15 protein-coding genes and 1 other annotated feature are annotated in these 19,910 nt (G+C 47.1%); of the genes, 10 read left to right on the forward strand and 5 right to left on the reverse strand.

The genetic code is table 11. The annotated features are described in order from the left end of the window. Window positions 1-358: 358 nt before the first annotated feature. Window positions 359-1,147: a nucleoside phosphorylase gene (locus tag H8S75_RS00170; RefSeq protein ID WP_187018379.1), complete on the reverse strand. Its 789-nt coding sequence runs from the start codon at window positions 1,145-1,147 to the stop codon at window positions 359-361. Then, complete coding sequence (locus tag H8S75_RS00175) at window positions 1,128-1,742, reverse strand: TetR/AcrR family transcriptional regulator (RefSeq protein ID WP_187018381.1); 615 nt, start codon at window positions 1,740-1,742, stop codon at window positions 1,128-1,130. The genes H8S75_RS00170 and H8S75_RS00175 overlap by 20 nt, the downstream gene beginning before the upstream one ends. A 258-nt stretch (window positions 1,743-2,000) precedes the next feature. Then, window positions 2,001-2,253 (forward strand) — a binding site (T-box leader). A 189-nt stretch (window positions 2,254-2,442) separates the two neighbouring features. Between H8S75_RS00175 and H8S75_RS00180 the strand changes: the two genes are divergently transcribed. From H8S75_RS00180 to H8S75_RS33225, 3 genes are all read left to right on the forward strand, one after another. Next, entirely contained in the window at window positions 2,443-4,149 is a 1,707-nt protein-coding gene (locus H8S75_RS00180) for a proline--tRNA ligase (RefSeq protein ID WP_187018383.1), read from the forward strand. 114 nt (window positions 4,150-4,263) lie between these two features. Beyond that, a complete protein-coding gene (locus H8S75_RS00185; RefSeq protein WP_002602870.1) occupies window positions 4,264-4,791 on the forward strand; it encodes a GNAT family N-acetyltransferase in 528 nt (175 codons plus the stop codon). Window positions 4,792-4,994: 203 nt separating this feature from the next. Beyond that, window positions 4,995-5,477: an RNA polymerase sigma factor gene (locus H8S75_RS33225; protein ID WP_349768839.1), complete on the forward strand. Its 483-nt coding sequence runs from the start codon at window positions 4,995-4,997 to the stop codon at window positions 5,475-5,477. A 75-nt stretch (window positions 5,478-5,552) separates the two neighbouring features. On the opposite strand, the gene H8S75_RS00195 is transcribed toward H8S75_RS33225, so the two are convergent. The 3 genes from H8S75_RS00195 to H8S75_RS00205 all read right to left on the reverse strand — a co-directional run bounded on the left by H8S75_RS00195 (window position 5,553) and on the right by H8S75_RS00205 (window position 11,050). Then, on the reverse strand, window positions 5,553-7,550 hold the full coding sequence (locus H8S75_RS00195) for an FUSC family protein (protein ID WP_187018387.1): 1,998 nt from the start codon (window positions 7,548-7,550) through the stop codon (window positions 5,553-5,555). Window positions 7,551-7,716: 166 nt separating this feature from the next. Further along, window positions 7,717-9,306, reverse strand: coding sequence for a helix-turn-helix domain-containing protein (locus H8S75_RS00200; RefSeq protein ID WP_187018389.1), 1,590 nt, complete (start codon window positions 9,304-9,306; stop codon window positions 7,717-7,719). Further along, window positions 9,281-11,050, reverse strand: a complete 1,770-nt coding sequence (locus H8S75_RS00205; RefSeq protein ID WP_187018391.1) for a sensor histidine kinase — start codon at window positions 11,048-11,050, stop codon at window positions 9,281-9,283. Before H8S75_RS00205 ends, H8S75_RS00200 begins: the two co-directional genes overlap by 26 nt. A gap of 171 nt (window positions 11,051-11,221) precedes the next feature. Here H8S75_RS00205 and H8S75_RS00210 point away from each other — a divergent pair, with 171 nt between their 5' ends. From H8S75_RS00210 to H8S75_RS00240, 7 genes are all read left to right on the forward strand, one after another. After that, on the forward strand, window positions 11,222-12,157 hold the full coding sequence (locus H8S75_RS00210; RefSeq protein WP_243007924.1) for an ABC transporter permease: 936 nt from the start codon (window positions 11,222-11,224) through the stop codon (window positions 12,155-12,157). Window positions 12,158-12,174: 17 nt separating this feature from the next. Beyond that, the gene (locus H8S75_RS00215) at window positions 12,175-13,053 is read left to right on the forward strand and encodes a carbohydrate ABC transporter permease (RefSeq protein ID WP_187018393.1); all 879 of its coding nucleotides are present in this window, start codon (window positions 12,175-12,177) and stop codon (window positions 13,051-13,053) included. A 23-nt stretch (window positions 13,054-13,076) separates the two neighbouring features. Next, window positions 13,077-14,699 (forward strand): extracellular solute-binding protein, encoded by a 1,623-nt coding sequence (locus H8S75_RS00220; RefSeq protein WP_187018395.1) that lies wholly within the window; start codon window positions 13,077-13,079, stop codon window positions 14,697-14,699. A gap of 2 nt (window positions 14,700-14,701) precedes the next feature. After that, the gene (locus H8S75_RS00225) at window positions 14,702-16,231 is read left to right on the forward strand and encodes a sulfatase family protein (RefSeq protein ID WP_187018397.1); all 1,530 of its coding nucleotides are present in this window, start codon (window positions 14,702-14,704) and stop codon (window positions 16,229-16,231) included. 315 nt (window positions 16,232-16,546) lie between these two features. Next, window positions 16,547-17,293 carry a polyphosphate polymerase domain-containing protein gene (locus H8S75_RS00230; protein ID WP_187018399.1) on the forward strand — a complete coding sequence of 249 codons (747 nt, stop codon included), beginning with the start codon at window positions 16,547-16,549 and terminating at the stop codon, window positions 17,291-17,293. After that, window positions 17,286-17,963 carry a DUF4956 domain-containing protein gene (locus H8S75_RS00235; RefSeq protein ID WP_187018401.1) on the forward strand — a complete coding sequence of 226 codons (678 nt, stop codon included), beginning with the start codon at window positions 17,286-17,288 and terminating at the stop codon, window positions 17,961-17,963. The genes H8S75_RS00230 and H8S75_RS00235 overlap by 8 nt, the downstream gene beginning before the upstream one ends. Before the next feature lie 71 nt (window positions 17,964-18,034). Next, window positions 18,035-19,828, forward strand: coding sequence for a carbohydrate-binding domain-containing protein (locus H8S75_RS00240; protein ID WP_243270137.1), 1,794 nt, complete (start codon window positions 18,035-18,037; stop codon window positions 19,826-19,828). Window positions 19,829-19,910 lie beyond the last annotated feature (82 nt).

The following is a 19,910-nucleotide window of genomic DNA, read 5'->3' on the forward strand; positions in this document are numbered from 1 at the left end:
GCAGAAAAAAGACGATATAATATGCCTATCTGCGCATTACCCCCATCAGTCTCTATCTAAGTTTGAGGAGCGCTCCCGGAAACGTTAATAGAATGACTATTCTAATATATTTTTAAACGTGTATCACTATTTTGCACCGTACAACTTCATAAATCTGAGTTTATGAAAATAGCATACCGGCATTAAAGTCTCAATATGTCGACGCGATCCATATGCCAGCATAATCCAGACACCAGATCAGTAAATCATAAACTTCCCCTATATCAAAGATTAACCAGAATTGGCACAACCTTATATCCCATTTCAGATAAATAGATAATTCTAAAAATAATTTTTTTCTGTCCTAAACCTCACACCATCATTTTACCATATCGCAATCCCCATAAAGTGCCAATCCGCACTCTAGAGCCAGCATAAAATATTTCTCAGCACTATCCACTCCATAGTCGGTCAAATCTCTTTCTTCCCATTCCCCATGATCCAGGCTGTCTGCACTATAAAAAAACTGAACAAACGGAATATGCCTGTATTTCGCAGCGGCCAATAAAGCCGAGTATTCCATATCAACAGCGATACAGCCAGCTTCTTTGCGCTCCGTAATTGTGTTCAAGGTTTCTCGGTAGATACCATCTGTTGTCCATATTTTTCCTGTAGTATAAGGACAGCCACACCTTTTCAGACTTTCTATTAAATGTTTTGTTATTTCCTGGTCCGGGGCTATTTCCTCGCTCGGTGCTAAATAATGGTAACTCGTTCCTTCATCTCGTACTGCCCCGGTAGGGACGATTAAATTGTGCTGGACGGTATCGTCATCCAATACACCGCAGCAGCCGAAGAAAACAAATTTTTTTGCCCCGGAAGCAATTACTTCTTCAAAACAGCTCACACTGGCAGGGGCACCGACTAATGAAAGGTAGAATGCAAACTCCTTTCCCCCATACGTAATTTTATAGACTGGATTTTCTCCATTTGCAGTAATTAAATTGGTAATTACTTCAGCATTGCTCTGAGTAGAAACTCTGTCTATAATTCGCTTTGAAAATGTAGATATACAGACTTCCGGGAAATTTTCGATCGGCTTTACCGTATCAGTCGGATTTAAAATAGCACGATCCATTGTACGATTACTATAAAATACTGTTTTCATATGGTATCTCCTCACTTTCTGGTAATAATAAAAGCTTTATCTGCTCAATAATTCTTTTTGGAATATTTGTATCAATAGCCATCATGACACCATACATTCTCACTCCCTGGTAGGAAAATACAATCAAATCAAAGATTGCCTCCGGATTTACCGTCTTAAATTCCTTACGTTTCATACCGTACTGGATAAAGTCAACCCACATTTTTTTCGAATCGAGATATTGCTGAGTAATGGAATTATCACTTTTGGATATATTCGGATTGCTGAAGAATTCATAGATTGCAATACTTAAAGAGGAACTTTGGTCTAACATTTCTTTTTCGTATCTCGTTAAAACATCACAAAGAATTTCTGCTGCTGATGTACCTTTCTGCATTTTTTCGGAAAATTCGTTTTGCTGATTTCCCATAAGAAAATTTACAATTTCAAGAAAAATTTGTTCGGTACTTTCATAATGGCGATACAGTCCCCCGCGGCTAAGTCCTGTTTTTTCGCAAATATCTTTCATAGTCACATCTTTGTAGCCTTTTTCAGTAAAAAGTTTAAATGCCTCCATACAGATGAGCTGCTTGGTTTGATCTCCCTTAATTCCCATTTTCAGTATTCTCCTTTGCGACATACATGTCTCTTTTTGTATTATGCGACATATGTGTCGCTTTGTCAATGAGAATTTGTTATAAATTTAAGAAGCAATTAACAGTTTGCCGCTTTTAAAATAGTAATCATACGATTCTAAATAGCAATGACATATCCTGAATAACAATCCGGAATACTTTCATTTCGTACAGAACATAAAACACCATCAGGTCTTGACACCTCCCTTCATTTGTGCTATTGTGCATATAATCAAATACAAAAAGCGATGATAAGAAATAGTAGGTATTCCGGACTTTACAGAGAGAAAGCGGTTGGTGCGAGCTTTCATTGAAGGAGTAGCGAACCGATCTTTGAGCTGTGGGCTGAACGGAACGTAGATTTCCCAGTAGGTTTCGCCGGGTTCTCCCGTCACAGAGAAAGAGTATCAGGCAGTCTGCCCCGTACTCGCGAGCGCGGATTTATTCCGAATTTAGGTGGTACCACGGACTTTTGTACAGTTCGCCCTAAGCTGATGAGCGTCAGCTTGGGGCGTTTTTTATTTCATAGGAAAGTTCGTCCTATGAAATAAAAACCCTCCGGGAGGATGCGCACTCCGCGCTAAGGAAGTATGGCCGCTGAAGCGACCGCGCACCGGCGCGAGAGTCCGGCTCGCCGGACTCTTTCCTGGTTTGTGGAAAATGAAAAAGGGAGGAAATCATATGAAACTGGAAAAACTTGTAGGGGATCGTTTTAAAGAACGTCCCGCGGACTGTGCCGTGGACAGCCATGCGCTGATGGTCCGCGGCGGTTATATGAAGTATGTGGCAAATGGTATTTATTCGTCGTATACGCCTTTAAAGAGGATTACTCGTAAGATTGAACAGATTATGCGGGAGGAAATGGACGCAATCGATGGGCAGGAGGTACTGTTTCCTGTTGTGATGCCGGCCTCTTTATGGCAGGAGTCCGGCCGGTATGAGAGCATTGGAAAAGAACTGCTCCGGTTTGCCGACCGGGGCGGCAGCCCTCTGGTTCTCGGTATGACCCACGAGGAGGCGGCGGTCCAGCTTGTGAGGGAGTATGGACAGAGCTATTTGAAATATCCTTTTATGATTTATCAGATTCAGACAAAATTTCGTGATGAGGCGCGTCCGAGAGCGGGACTGATCCGGGTCCGCGAGTTTACAATGAAGGACGCCTACTCGTTCCACACAAGCCAGGAGGATTTAGAAGCGTATTATGAGAGGTGTTATAAGGCCTATGAGCGGATTTATAAGAGGGTGGGAGTTCCTGAGGTCATATCCGTGGCATCAGATTCCGGCATGATGGGCGGCAGCATTTCCCATGAATTTATGCTTTTGACACCCATCGGAGAGGACTCCATCGCTATCTGCAGGGAGTGCGGATACCGGGCTAATATGGAAGCGGCGGAAACCATTGTGCGCAGTGCCGGGGATGAAGATTCGGATGAACTGACACTGGTTCATACGCCGGATATACACACGATCGAGGATATCTGTCATTTCCTTGAAACCGGGAAGGAACGCTCCTGTAAGGCAGTGGTTTACCAGCGAAATTCTGACGACAGATATCTTGTCCTGTTTATTCGGGGCGATCTGGAAGTAAATGAAACAAAGCTGACCAATTATCTGGGTTATGAGATTCACCCGGCAGTCATCACTGAGGAAAGCGGCCTGACGGCTGGATATATTGGTCCGTACAACTTAAAGGGGGATTTTACGGTTCTGTTTGACCGTTCGCTGGAAGGGGCAAATAATTTATCCTGCGGCGCCAATATCTGCGAATACCACTATACCGGGCTGGATATGAAACGGGATGCGGGCAGCGCAGAATACCATGACTTTGCGAAGATCACCGAAGGCGGAATCTGTCCTCACTGCGGGAAGGCGGCAATTAAGATTTCACGCGGTATTGAGGTCGGAAATATTTTCCAGTTAGGTACAAAGTATACAAAAGCCATGGATATGACGTATGTGGCAAAGGACGGAAGTATGCAGTATCCGGTGATGGGATGCTACGGGATCGGTGTGGGACGGCTTGCTGCCGCTGTATGTGAGGCGCACCATGATGAATTTGGACCGATTTGGCCAAAGGAAATTGCACCGTGGCAGATTCATTTATGTGCTGTCCGGCCAGACCATGAAGAAGTCAGAGCGTATGCGGACCGCCTGTATGAGGAATTGCAGAGCAGGGGGGTGGAGGTGATCTATGACGACCGCCAGGTAAGCGCCGGCATTATGTTTTCCGATGCGGATCTGCTGGGAGTTCCGCTGCGAGTCATTGTCAGCCCGAGGAATCTGAAACAGAATATTCTGGAGGTGGCTTCCAGGGATAAGCGCTTTTCAGAGAAAATAGCGATGGAGCATGCGGTGGAAACGTTACTGCAGCTCGTAAATGATCGCTAAAAGGCCTGGTGACTAATCAATACGCTTATAGAGATAGTAAAAAGGGCCTGCGTGTGTTAAAATGAGCGAAACGGTGAAAGGGCTTTATATGGAAGCCCAGGGGAGGAAAATAGGATGAAAACACCTGTATTAGAGACGGAAAGGCTGCTTTTGCGGCCATTTTGCGAAGCAGATGCACAGCGGGTCTTCGATTGCTGGGAAAGCGATCCGGATGTGGCGCGGTATATGTTTTGGAGCAGTCATAATGATGTTGAGAAGACCAGGCAGTGGACTGCCTTCGAAGTCTCTCAGATACCATCGGATCAGTGGTACCGCTGGGCCGTGGTGCTAAAAGCGACTGGAGACCTGATCGGAACCGGACTTGTTTATTACGAAGAGGAATACCATTTATTTGAAATAGGTTATAATTTCGGTAAAGAATACTGGGGACATGGATTTGCGACAGAAACGATGGAAGCAATTGTGGATTTTGCAAAGAATGTCCTGAAGGTAAAGGAGCTGGTGGGCAGGTACGCAAAGGAGAATCCGGCGTCGGGCCGTGTGATGGATAAACTGGGATTCCGGTATTTCAGAGAGATTCCTTATGAGGCGAACGAAGGAAAACACCGTTACAATGGGGTGGAGTGCAGGCTGAAGTTCTAAAAGGATATAAAATCATGAAAAAATATTTGTCCGCTGCAACATTTTATCAGGCTCATCTGTATAGAAGACAGAACGGCTAAGAAAGCTGTTAAAATTCCAAAAACAGAAAGGATAAATATTATGAAAAAGATGATGACTCTATCTATTACACAATGATTGCCAATCCTTTCGTGGATTGCCAGACTATGGAGGCTGCCGCCGAGGTGGCTGGATTTGAGTATCGCACGCCGGAACAGGTGGAAGTCTGCTCAGAAAATAAGATACAGGCCGTGGATCAGGAGATGATCCAGGTCATCTATTCAGCGGATGAAAATCAGATTTTGATCCGCAAGGCACTGGGAACAAGGAATATAAGTGGGGATTATAACAACTATCAGAAAGAAGAAACCATCACGGTGGATGAAATGCAGGTGACTTTAAAAGGAACTTTTGTATGGGAGGCGGTGAAAGCTCTGCCTGACAAATACCGTGAGGTCATACACCTGTTTCATTATGAAGGATACTCTACGGCACAGATTGGAAAAATGCTCAAAAGAAAAGAAGCAACCGTTCGGTCGGATCTGCGGCGTGGAAGGCAGAAATTAAAGGATATTTTGAAGGAGGCATACTCTTATTTCCTGCATTTTACAGAAACAGTGACAGAAGAAGCGGTTAAACAGATCGTAGAGGAGATAGACGCAAGATGACGTTCGGGGCGGAGATATTATTTTAACCTGGTGATAGATCCACCACTGCAGGCATCATCACCGCCCCTCATCGCCTCACCCGTTATGACTGCAGACACAACGATACATCTCAGACAATTGTTTGGAATACTGTTCCATCAACACAGATAACCGGGGTTCCCCTTCCATCGTCCGTTTATAGATGATCTCCGGGGATACGGTGCGATTCCTGTCAGCTTTCATATGAAGCATCTCCTGGATTTCGCTTAAAATACAGGCGGTAAAGGCCAGATAGTCTTCCATCTGTGCAGAATTAACCGCACTGGCTTTTCTGTTGTTGATTAAGAAAAGCATTTGTTCCGCCTCGGATATCATGTGCCAGGAAATCCATAGAAGTTTTTTGATAAAGGCCGAATCCTCATTTCCCGCCTTTTTCAAATACTGGATAATCTGGTCGTGAATCAGATGGTAATGGATCTGGACATCGCAGATGACGCCATAATCCAGAGGCGCGGTCAGGCTGCTCTCCAGCAGGCGAAGGTAAACGTGGTGTGTGTGGAACAGCTGATACAGGTTGTAGCGGTACTGTCCCTTCTGGTGCGTAGGAAATACAAAACGGTTTACGAGAAGTACCAGCACCATCGCAGCGACGACATATAGGATACGGAGCTCAGCGGCCAGCATCTGTGGGAGTGCCAGCGTGGTAAGGGTCAGGGCAAAGCAGGTGGAGAACAGAGCCTGCTGCCAGGTTCCGGCCGTTTCCATATAAAGCCCTGTTGCCATAACGGTCGCCAGTACAAAATGCCAGCCGGTTCCATGGAACAGCGGGAGGAGAAACTGCAGGATAAGACAGCCCGCCAGTGTGCCGATAAAGCGGGTCTTGATGCGCGTGGCGCTTTCCTCATACATGGGGCGGAGCAGCAGGAAGGCGTTCAGCACGAGCCAGTAACCATGATTTGCCTGGCTGATCGTACTGTAAGTAAAGCCAACTGTCAAAACTACGCTGAGACGAAGCGCAAAACGCGTCTCAAATGCATCCGCTTTTATCTGGCCAAACAGTTTTCTTAAGGGGCGGCGGTAGCTGGGGAGTCTCCAACAGGGAGGACTCTGTTTTTCACCTGTCTGTCGGATGTTTTCCAGGATCAGCAGGAAGAGACGGAGAAAATTCTGAACAAAAATGCAGGGGATTTCATCGCGTTCCTCCGCTTCGGCCAGAAGGTTATTTCCTGTGTTGACCAGTTCTTTCCGTTCAAAACCGCCGTTTCCTGCGGCCTCCATATATCGGGCCAGGCGTTCCAACAAGTCATGGCAGGTCTGGTCAGAGAGCGTGGCTGCCTGGTACGGATTTGTCAGAAAATACACGGCACGCTGAAACAGCAGCGCAAACATATACTGAATTTTCCCCTGGGGGCTTACCACATAGGTGAGGCCCCTGCTTTTGTAGGCTTCTCCGTAAAGTCCCTGGAGGATTGGAAAGATGGTATCCATCTGTCCGGAAGCCAGACTGTCGGAGGGGTCTGTTTGTTCTGCGTTGGGGGACATCTGCTCAATCTGAGCGCGCAGCGCGGCTGCCAGGAGCAGGAGACCCTTTTTGGCAGCAGCAAAATGGTCATTTTTTCTATTCTGAAACGAACAGAAGAACAGTATGATGGTCAGAACCGCCAGACCGTAGGCCAGCGCCCCCATCTGCATGGCCAGTCCATCCCATCCGACAGGCCGCAGCTGAAGAAAGACAAAGCACATGGCATTCGCAAAATATCCCAGCGGATTAAACTGCGAGGTCTGGAGAAAAACCAGCAGAAAGGGAACGGTCAGATTGAGAAGAATGCAGAGCGCAACGTTGAGGGACGCGAAAAAGCTGAGAAGAGCCATCAAAAACTGCGTCCCCACCAGAACAATCAGCTGCCGGACTGTTAGATATTTCCGATAATTGACCTTGAACAGGATTGTAACCACCGATACGAGGATTGAATAGGAAATGCCGAATAATAGGATCGTAGAGTAAAATAAAAAAAGGAAAAAAAGGATAATTGGCAGGGCGGCCGCGAATTTGGAGCGGAAAGCTGCCAATACTGATTTTGTTTTGTTTTTCATGGGTGAAGTCATCTCCTTTAAGGAAATATTATAACTCTAATGGGGACGGCTGTCATCTTTTTTGTGAAGAGGGCATGAACCTGCCCTATATCAGAAGGATACTGTACTGCAGAACGGACGTTAAACAGTTTGCCTGATTAGCGTCCGTTCTGTGGCTTCATAAGTATTAGTCAGTGGAAGTATCCGGTGGTTTTTCCCGATACTGCACTGGCGTAACCCCCATATATGTCTTAAAAACGGTCAAAAAATAATTATAACTCTGAAATCCGGACTCTTCGGCTATCTTTTTAAGGGAATCATTGGACTGCCGGAGGAGGTGTGAGGCGATTCTGACCCGGTATGCGTTTAAATATTTCGTAAAAGGGAGGCCAAGCGCGTCTTTGAATGCCCTGGAAAAGTAGACCTCCGACACTCCGCAGTGGCGGCTGATATCCGACAGAGAGAGATCCAGATGATAGTTTTGATAGATGTAATTCAGCGCCTTCTGGATCAGCGGCGGGTATTGGGAGACCGAGGCGGACGCAAGCCGTTCCAGGCCCTGGCGGTAATAAAGGAGAAACTGTTTTTTCAGCGTCTCAATATCCAGGATATTGTTGACAGCCGGCGGCGGTACCGTGATGGTCTCACGATCCTGGGAGGCCGTTCGGAGAGCCAGCTGCATGATCTCCGTCAGACGCAGGACGAGGCGCTGAAGTCCAAGAAGAGAGACGTGCGTCTGTCCGACTGTATCAAAAATATGAGTGACGATTTCAGTCACTTTTTTTTCGTTCAGGTGAAGAAGAGATTCTGACAGCTCATTTTCCTCCTGCAGGGAGAGCAGCAGGACGGAATTACCTTCCTTTTCTACAGGACGTTCCGAATCGCTGTTAAAAGGCTTTACCTGAAGACGATGGTGAATTTTCAGGTAGTAGGGGCGCAAATGTTCCACGGAGTCGAAGACGGGCATGGACTCGGCAAAAGTATGGATAGAGAGATAACGCCGCAGGTTGTTCTTCAACAGGCTGATATCCTGGGAGGCCGTCTGAAGGATGGCAGCTTCGCTGGTGAGATCCGGAAAGGACAGCAGGACCAGGAATTCACCGTAGTTGATATGTGTGATAATTCCCCTCTGAAGCGAGGTGAAAAATGTATCACAAAAGTGGAGAACCGTATTGACAACCTTCTGATGGCGTTCATCCGGTATGCTCTGATAAATACTGGAGAAATTGGTGATCTGCAGGCAAGCCGCAACGTGCCGCCGGCCGCAGAGCAGCGGATCGGAGGCGAAAAAGTGACGGCTTTCATCCGGAATATCATAATTTAAGACGAGATTCCGGAGGTATTGCTGTTTTGACAGCTGGCACATCTGGTCCCACTGCTTCTGATGAAGCTGCTGTTTATCAATATAAAGCCGTATTTCGGACAATTTCGTTTCGAGAAGAGTCCGGGACAGCTCATGCTTTAGGAGGTAATCGTAAGCCCCGGCCTGGAGAATCGGTTTTACGTACTCGAAATTATCGTAATTGCTTATGACAAGGATTGTAATGGGAAGCTGATGTTTGCTGATAAACCTGGCGACCTCTAATCCGCTCGCCCCAGGCATCTCCATATCGAGGATCACGATGTCGATGGAATCGCCATGGGCGTTCAGATATTCGATGGCGCCTGTTCCGTCCAGCAACTGCCCGCAGACATGGATGAAATCGAGGTCTGCCAGAAAGGTCTGCATCTTATTTAAAGAAAGTATGTCGTCATCGACGAGAAGCGTCTGAAGCATGCGGGTCCTCCTTTACAGGATAGCTCAAAGAGATTCGGGTGAAGCTCTGTCCGTCGCTGTCGATGGAAAATGTGCAGCGGTTCCCATACTGGAGGCGAAGGCGTTCGATACAGGACCGTATTCCGATATTTGAATAGTCCTCCTCCGTTTGACAGGACAGATTAAGGATCTGTTCGATCTGATCGTTTCTGATTCCGGAACCGTTATCTTCAATGATGATATGGAGCTGTTCTTCTTCCAGATAGGCGTAGAGAAAGATGATTCCATCCTCTTCGAAATTGCGGAAACCATGCTTTATGCAGTTCTCAATAAATGGCTGCAGAAGAAGCTTTAAAACAGGCAGTTCCATGAGGGGGGCGGCAACGTCACACTGAAGCGTAAGGTTCTGGAAATTATTATATTTTTTAATGGAAATATAGTCTTTGATAAAACCGATTTCCTGGCGCAGCGTGACGAAATTCTCCGTATTTTTGGAGACGAGTTTCAGCATTCTTGTGAATGCCAGAGATACCTCCTCGATATTTTTAACGCCCTGAAGGCTGGCCAGCTGTGTAATGGTATTCAGAGCATTGTAAATCATATGGGGATTCAGCTGCTGCTGCAGCGTCTGCAGTTCAAGCCGGCGCTGTTTTTCTGCGTTTGCCTGAATTTCCTCCAGCATCTTGTCAATTTCATTTTCCAGATACACAATCCCGTCTGATATTTCCTTCAGTTCGTCGTTATTCTTATGGTGAAAGACACTCTTCTCCCTGGTAGTGATAAAACGGAGCAGCTCATTCTTAATCAGGAGGATCTTTCTGGAGAGCGATTTGGATATGATTCTGGAAAATGCGATGGTCTGCATGAAAACCAGAATCAGGATAATGACAAACAAAACTCTTATATTTCCGGAATCTTTGTAAATATACGTGTGCGGAACCAGCACATAGGTATGGTAGTTTGTTAAAAGGGAACTGGCGTGCGCCATCTCATAGCGTTCATTTTCCAGAATTACCGTTGTTCCCTGGGCGGAGAGGAGATGCTCCATAATTTCCGGTTTACTGAGGAGGTGAACCGCATTGGTGTAGATCAGTTCGTTATTGGGGTTAGCGATGAATACCTGATAGTTGTTCCCATCATAATCTCCCAGAATGGAATGAAGCAGCTCCGGGCTGATATCCACAAGAATGACAGCGAGTATTTCCCCCTCTTCCTTTAATACACGGCCGTAGGTCAGCGCCTTCTCACTATCGGTACTGTATAGATTCCGCTCCGTGTAGTAGGTGCCGGGGGAGGCCAGCTTCACACTCTCGCACAGCGGACTGTGAAAGCTTTGGAGCCGATTGATATTGGAGCCGTTGGTGTATATGCGGTTATAGCGGTCGATGATCGTGTAGGAACAGGCAAATTCGCCGTAATTAGAGATGGACTTCAGGAAATTCTCAATCAGGACATGCTTCTTATGCCCTTCGACCGTGATTTCATCGTAATCCTCCTTCAAATAACTGCGAATATCTTCATTGGAAAAAATGTGGGTAATATTCTGTTCAATATCAGTGGTCAGGGAATCCAGGGCCTGATTGATGGTGGAAATTCTGCTGTATGTAAAGGTGAGTTCCTTCGAACGCATGGTGCGGAACCAGAATGGATATGTGGTGAGGCTGATGAGTAAAACGGGAACAATCCCATTGAATAGAAAGATCAGAACAAGCCGGGCATTAAAATGGGATTTAAAGTAATGGATTAATTTCGGGTGTTTTTCCAACTTCTGTGCCTCCTGATTGAGTATACTCGAATTATACTATCAGAAAAATTCACTTACAATAAAAGATTAAAAATTTGTAGTAACTGGTAAAAAATACAAAGCTTTCCGCCGGATGTGAGTCAGTATAATAAAGTCATGAACAAGGTCACAGGACAGAAAGGAAAATGAATTGTGAAAAACAGTATAAGCAGGATTGAACAAAAACGAAGATTCATGAAAAACTTCAGGGCAACGAAAACACTGTATTTGTTTGTAATACCCGGGCTGGTGTATTACGCATTATTTAAATACTGGCCGATCTACGGGTCGCAGATTGCATTCCGGGATTACTCTCCATTCCTGGGATTTACGAAAAGCCCGTGGGTGGGACTTGAAAATTTCGAGAGATTTTTCCGGTCTCCGGATTTTTTCCTGATACTCAAAAATACATTGCTGATCAATGTGACGAACCTGATCCTGGGATTTCCTTTTCCGATTATACTCGCCATTCTGCTGAACCAGGTCAGAAACAAAGCATTTAAAAAGCTGGTTCAGACTGCGACGTATGCACCGTATTTTATCTCCGTTGTCGTTCTCGTCGGTATGATGTACACCATGCTTTCTCCGTACAGCGGTGTGGTAAATGCGGTAATCCGCTTTTTTGGCGGAGACCCTGTCCATTTCATGGGAAAACCCGGAATGTATGTCATGATCTATGTCTTATCGGGGATCTGGCAGACGTGCGGGTGGTCTGCAATTGTCTACATAGCGGCGCTGGCATCGGTTTCCCCTGATCTGCATGAGTCGGCAATCGTCGATGGGGCCGGAAGATTACAGAGAATCTGGCATATCGATCTGCCGGGAATCATGCCGACGATCATTACCATGCTGATTCTGACTGCGGGACAGCTTTTAACGATCGGCTTTGAAAAATCGTACTTAATGCAGAATTCCATGAATCTGGGGGTATCGGAGGTCATATCGACGTATACCTACAAGCGGGGACTGGTAGATGGTGATTTCAGTTACGCGTCTGCGGTCGAGATGATGCAGTCCGTGGTGAATTTCGTGATTTTGATTTCAGTCAATAAATTCAGTAAAAGGTTCAGTGATACTTCTTTATGGTAGAATGGGGGGATATGTGAATGAAAGCGGGAAAAAAAGACAGAGTCTTTGTAATTGTCACGACGGTGCTGCTGGTCATGATCTTAATCGTTGCGTTATATCCACTGTATTTCAGTCTGATTGCCTCCATCAGCAGCCCGAGAGCCGTTTATCAGGGAAGGGTTTTGTTTCTGCCGGCGGATGTCACCCTGGATGGCTACCGGAAGATATTTGCGGATGAATCGATATGGACAGGCTTTGGCAACGGTCTGCTCTATACGATAGTCGGAACCCTGTTAAATGTGGTATTTACCATTCCGCTCGCCTATGCCCTCTCCAGAAAAGAGTTTCCGTTTGGCGGCGTATTCATGAAAGTAATGGTCTTTACCATGTATTTTTACGGAGGTATCATTCCGCTGTATTTCGTGGTAAAGCAGATGGGGATGCTGGATCGTCTCTGGTCAATTGTTCTGCCGACGCTGATCAGCACTTACAATATGATAATCGCCAGGTCTTACTTTATGGGAAGTATACCGGAAGAACTGAAGGAAGCAGCATTTTTAGACGGATGCGGATACGTGGGATTCTTCTTTCGTGTGGCTCTGCCTCTGTCAAAATCGCTGATTGCAGTCATGGTACTTTTTTATGCGGCGAAGCAGTGGAATTCCTATTTCGAGCCCATGATCTATTTGAGCTCCGAAAGCCGTTTCCCGCTGCAGCTGGTGCTTCGGACCATTCTGATCGACAGCCAGAATTCACTGGCCTCGGCGGATGCATCTACTGTGGCGGATATGCAGCAGCTGGTTGATTTGCTGAAATATGGCTGCGTTGTCGTCTCAAGTATTCCAATGCTGGTATTTTATCCCTTTGTTCAGAAGCATTTCGTAAAAGGCGTGATGCTGGGGGCGGTAAAGGGATGAGGATAAATGAAAGGAGAAGCAGAATGAAAAAAAGAAGATTTGCAGCACTGTGTACAGCAGCAGCCGTAGTGGCAGGCTGTGTGGCATGCGGAGGGACAGCACAGTCCAAGGGGCAGGACAGCAGTCAGGCCGGCGCGGGGGAAAAAGGGAAAGAGAAAATCAAGGTGACCTTTATCAAGAATGAGTGGCACGGTGACCCGAATGACATGGAAATCTATAAGATTCTGGAGGAAAAGACCGGAGTCGAGGTGGAATGGCAGGTTTACTCAGCGGCGACATGGGAGGATAAGAAGAATCTGATCTTATCCAGCGGGGATATTCCGGATGTCTTTTACATGAATGCCGTCAATGTCAACGATGTAACGAAATACGCTCCTCAGGGAATGTTTCTGGATCTGACGGATTACATCGAGGAATACTGCCCGAATCTCAAGAAAGCATTTGAGGAAATGCCGGGATATAAGAATATCTGTATCAATCCGGATGACGGGAAAATCTACAGCATCGGGCGTGCGGTGGAGAGAGAGGTAATGTATACGTCAGGCCTGCTCTACATCAACAAGAAGTGGCTGGATCAGCTGGGACTCCCTGTCCCAAAGACCGTTGATGAGTATTATGATGCACTGAAGGCATTTAAAGAAAATGATATGAACGGCAATGGCGATAAGGGGGATGAGATTCCATTCATTTTCCATTATAATTCGTCCGTGCCGGATACTGCATACAGCTACCATCAGCTGTTCGGCTCTTTTGGATATGTGGATCCGGTTTTGACCGTGGGCGCCCATTTCATAGAAGATGAGAACGGTGAGATCGTCTATACGGCAGAACAGGAGGAGTACAAGGATGCAATCCAGTATTACCATAAGTTTGTGAAAGAGGGGTTATGGGATTCTGAAGGCTTCACCACACCGGACACCTCAGTCATGAATGCCAAGGGAAATAACGATCCGGAAATTGTAGGCTCTTTTATGGCATATGATTCCACATTTGTCGTTCCTGAAAAATACAAAGAAGATTATGTGATTGTTGAGCCGCTGGAAGGTCCGACAGGCAAGCGAATCTGGCAGAACAGCGCCAACAGCAACGGTAATGTCAATGGAACCCAGTTTGTCATGACTGCATCGGCAAAGGGTAAGGAAGAGGCAATTATGAAATGGCTGGACGCCCATTTTGAACCGGAAATTTCGGCACAGCTGTTTTTAGGGCCGATTGGGACCACCCTGGAGAAGACAGACAGCGGAATGCTGGATTATGTACCTACTCCTGACGGGATGTCCTACAGTGAATTCCGGTATAAGAATGCCCCTGTACACGTACCCTGTAAGATTGCTTCCGAGGATTGGGGAAAGCTGGTCCAGGTCATGGATGAAGATATCAATAAGCTGCAGATCGCCAAAGAGCACTACGCTCCGTATGCCACGCAGTCCTCTCTGTTCCTGCTGCCGAATAAGGAGGAGAGTAAGTACTTTACCACGACAGCAAAGGATATCGACGACTATGTCAACAAGATGCAGGTAAAATGGCTGACGGAAGGCGGGATTGAAGCAGAATGGGATACCTATTTAGAGCAGCTGAATAAGCTGGGGATCGATAAATACAAAGAAACGGTAAAGGGGATACGGGAAAGGATGGCGAAGCAGTAGACGTGGACAGCGGAAAGAGAAAAAGTAATTTCCTGATATTTATGACAGACCAGCAGCTGGGGACGACCCAACAGAGTAAGGGACCGGCGTACATGCCGAATCTGGAGCGGCTAAAGCGCCATGGTGTGACTTTTCAGGAGGCGTATTGTCCATCTCCCCACTGCTGCCCCAGCCGTGCCAGCTTTTTTTCCGGGTTGTATCCCTCAGAGCACGGCATATGGAACAATATTGATCTGGCGGATGCATTTTCCCACGGTTTAAATGACGGGATCAAGCTGTTTTCAGAAGATTTGAAGGAAGCGGGATATCAGATGTATTTCAGTGGGAAATGGCATGTCAGCGCGGAAGAAGGGCCGGGCGATCGAGGATTTGGTCCCTGGATCTATCCGCCGCAGGAGGGCCGGTATAAGCCATGGAAGAGGACTCCCTTTATGGGAGACTGGGATTGGCTTTTAGAGGAAGACGACATTGCTCTAGAAGAGGGGCGCAGAGAAGGGGAAATCTCCAGAATTGGATTTCCTCAGTACAGCCAGTACGGTGTGACGGAAAATCCCTTCGGTGACGGTGATGTTGTATCCTGTGCAGAAGGCTGGCTGGAGAATGTGAGCAACGATGAGCCATTCTGTATGTATGTCGGAACACTGGGGCCTCACGATCCGTACTTTGTCCCACAGCAGTATCTGGATCTCTATCCGGATGAATCGATAGTGCTCCCGGAGTCCTGGAAGGACCAGATGCTCGATAAACCAAATCTCTACAGAAGGACGAGAGAAAGGTTTGACCAACTCGGCGAGGCGGAACAGAAACGTTCCCTGAAGCATTACCTGGCCTTCTGCTCCTATGAGGATGTGCTGTTTGGAAGACTTCTCGACGTGCTGGAGCGGAGAGAGCTTCTTGAAGATACTGTGATCCTATACGTATCGGATCACGGAGATTATGCCGGCGCCCATGGATTATGGACGAAAGGCCTTCCGTGTTTTAAGGAGGCGTACCACATCTGTTCTGTCATGGGGTATGGCGGTATTAAGGCGGAGGGGACCGTGATCAGCCAGAGGGTATCGCTTCTGGATTATGCGCCGACATTTTTAGAACTGGCCGGTATCCTGGAAGCGGATAATATGGAAACGGATAATGGGGAAGTGAAATGGCGGTTTTCAGGCCGCTCCTTAAAGCCGTTTCTGGAGGGGAGCATTCCGGAACGATGGCGCTCGGAGACTTATACACAGAGCAATGGAAACGAGTGCTATGGAATCCAGAGGAGTATTTTTACAGACGAATACCATCTCGTTTTTAATGGATTTGATTTCGATGAACTGTATGATTTGAAAAAAGACCCGGACTGCATGATAAATGTGATGGAGGAACCTGGATACGAGGCAGTTATCTATGACCTGTATAAGAAATTGTGGAAATTTGCATATCTGCATCGGGACGCATTGGGGGACCCCTATATTACGACCGCGCTGGCGCGGTATGGCCCTGGGATCATCAGGACGGCGAAACGGGAAATGAAAGGATTTCCTTCTGCTTAAAATCACACCGCCGGCACTGAGCCAGAGTATTTTCACTGTCACAGCCCTCCCGGTGACAGGCGCCCGACCAACGGCAGATGCTTGGCAGGATTAAGATTTACAGTGCTGCCTGATAGAAAAAAAGGAATCCGTACAGCTGGGAGTTGTGCGGGTTTCTTTTTTGATGCGCAAAATGTCCTGTATGACTATTTCACAGAAAAATCATCAAATCCTGTCTGTCCTTTCAGCTTTCTTTCAGCTTTACATGCTAGGATAAAAACACCTTAAGAAAACAAAGAACAGGTAATCACACAGAGAAAAGGAGGCAGGACCGATATGGCACAGGAAATTTTTGAACGTTATGAAAAGAAATATCTGCTGACAGAAGTACAGTACCTCGGTCTGAAACGGTTGTTTGAGGACAGGATGGCAGCCGATGCATATGGAGTACATACCATTTCCAATATTTATTTTGACACAAAGGATTTTGAACTGATCAGAACGTCCCTGGATGGGCCTGTATACAAAGAAAAACTTCGTCTGCGGGCTTATGGGGCGGTGAACGAAAAGAGTACGGTATTTCTGGAAATGAAGAAGAAATACAGCGGTGTGGTATATAAAAGACGTGTACCAATGGAACTTGTGTCTGCCATTTTGTATTTAAATAACGGGATTCTTCCAGAGTCGGAAAATCAGATTTTCCGGGAAATACAGTACATGAAACAGAGGTATCATCTGGAACCGGCGGCATATGTGGCTTATGACCGCGTGGCGTGTTACTGTAAAACCGATGAAGAACTGCGGGTAACCTTTGACTGGAATATACGATGCAGAAACGAAGCGTTAGATCTGCGGGCCGGGGCATATGGTACTTCCCTGCTTGATGCAGGCTGTGTCCTGATGGAAGTAAAGATACCGGGAGCAATGCCGGTCTGGATGAGCCGGGCATTTTCGGAGCTTTCCATCTATCCCGTGTCATTCTCGAAGTATGGGCGTTACTACAGGGAGTATCTGCTGAGAGAGGAAGGGGCGGAACCCGAATACAAACAAAACACTATAAAAGGAGGGCGTGTCTGTGCTTAACAGTATTTTGACGGAAACAGTCAGCTCTGGGATTACATTGCCGCAGCTGGTTATATGTACCTTGACTTCACTGGGACTTGGGCTTGCTCTGGCATTCCTTCATACATATAGAAATACAAGCTCAAGAAATTTTGTGATGACGTTAGCGATTCTCCCGGCTGTGGTACAGGCGGTGATTATGCTGGTCAACGGAAATCTGGGAACAGGTGTCGCGGTAATGGGCGCGTTCGGGCTGGTGCGTTTCCGGTCTGCGCCGGGAAATGCCAGAGAAATTGGAAGCGTGTTTCTTGCCATGGCCATCGGCCTGGCGACAGGAATGGGGTATCTGGGAATCGCTGTTCTCCTGCTTATCATAATCGGGGCGGCAATTCTAGTTTTGGCGGCGGTTACTTTTGGCAGCCAGTCATATGCGCAGAAAGAACTGAAAGTCACCATACCGGAAAATCTGGATTATGCCGGAATTTTCGATGACTTATTCGAAACGTATACGAAGCGTGCGGTGCTCATGAAGGTACGCACAACAAATATGGGAAGTCTTTATGAGCTTTGCTACCGGATCGAACTGAAAAAGGAAGAGGAGGAGAAGGCGATGCTCGACGATATTCGGTGCAGAAATGGAAATCTGACGATTGTGTGCGGCCGGATAGCAGAGAACAGAGAGGAATTGTAAATGAGAAATATACATTTGAGGCTCCATTTTTTTACAGGGACTGATGTTACAAGCGTGAAAGGAGAGATGGGATGAATCAATTATTGAGACGCGGTCTGTTTCTCGTTATGACTGGAGCGATTCTGATGACCGGATGCCAGAGCAAAAACGGAGATCAGGCCTTCGAAGATACTGAGGCAGAAGGCAATGGAAGCGCCGTAGGAGCGGAAACCGTGATAACCGGAAAGGGAGATTCTGTCTCAGTGACCGGAACGGGAGCCGCGGTGGATCAGCGAGTCGTGACAATTACGGCGGCGGGAACGTACCGGCTCAGCGGAGAGATTACAGACGGCCAGATTGCAGTAAATGCAGGCAAGGAGGACGATATCCGCCTGATTCTGGATGGCTTTACAATATCCAATACCAGCTCGTCCGCTGTCTATGGAATAAAAAGCGGCAGTATCACAATTACCACGGAAGAGGGAACAGATAATTATATTTCCGATGGAACCCAGTACCAGTATGAGGAAGAAGACGCCGATGAACCGGATGCAGCCGTATTCAGCAAGGACAATATCATTCTGGAGGGCAGCGGGACGCTGACGGTCACAGGAAATTACGGTTGTGGGATCCGAAGCAAGGACGATCTGACAGTGAAGTCGGGAACGTACGTGATTGACGCGGTTCAGGACGCTATGAAGGGAAAAGATTCAGTAGAAATAGAAGGAGGCACGTTTACCTTAAATGCTGGGGAAGACGGCATTCAGGCCAGCAATGACGAGGAAGAGGGATATGTGAAGATTTCCGATGGAACATTTTCCATCACGGCGGCCGCCAAGGGAATTAAGGCGGAAACGCTCCTGGAGGTAACAGGAGGTACCATTGACATTGATTCGGAGGATGACGCAGTCCACTGCAACGGTGACGTGAACATTACCGGAGGAACTTTTACGATTGCCACCGGAGACGATGGAATCCATGCGGATAATCAGGTGGTGATCGACGATGGAACAATTACGATTATAGAGAGTTATGAGGGGATCGAAGGGCTGACGATTGATATCAATGGCGGCGTGATCGACGTTACCTCGGAAGATGACGGGTTAAACGCGGCCGGCGGAAATGACGGTTCCGGAAATGACGGCTCCGGTAATCTGGAGTCCGGCATGGAAGGAAGGCCGGGAGGCCCAGGCGGCACTTTTGGTTCAACGGAAGGCGCCTATATCAAAATTACCGGAGGTGAGATAAAGGTCAGCGCCTCTGGAGACGGCATTGACTCGAACGGTGATTTCTATATGGAAGGCGGCACCGTGATCGTAGAGGGCCCGACAGACAATGGAAATGGGACGCTGGATTACGATGGAACCGGAACGATCAGCGGAGGAACATTTATGGGAACCGGCAGTTCCGGGATGCTACAGTCATTTTCCAGTGACTCCACTCAAAATGTGATTGTCGTGTATTTTGCTGATACGAAAACAGCCGACACGGAGTGGACGCTTACGAGCGGTGATGAAACGGTAATACTGTCAGGGAATCCGGATAAGGAGTATTCTTCTCTGAATATAAGTTCTCCGGAATTAAAGGACGGGGAGACGTATCAGCTGGCTGCGGGAGAAGAATCTATGGAAATCACTGTCTCGGGAATCATTACCCAGTCCGGCACACGGTCCGGAATGGAGAGCGGACCGGGATCCGGAATGGAGGGCGGACCGGGATCCGGAATGGACGACTTTAAGAACAACGGCCCTCGGAATCGTGGATCCGGTGATAATGCTCCAGAGAAAGGCGGAGAAAGTGGCATAACAGATAATCCTCAGCAGGGAGGCGGCATGCGTGGGAAACACGGCGCAGACGGCAGCGGAGGAGGGGAAGCGGAGAACTGAAGTAATAATTAAATGATATTGGATTCCAATTCTCACTTTTTATGGTAAAATAGCCATAGAGAGTGGAAATTGGAGGTTGAAA

It is taken from the genome of Hungatella hominis (genome assembly GCF_014288005.1).
In the GTDB taxonomy this organism is placed as follows: Bacteria; Bacillota; Clostridia; order Lachnospirales; family Lachnospiraceae; genus Hungatella; species Hungatella effluvii.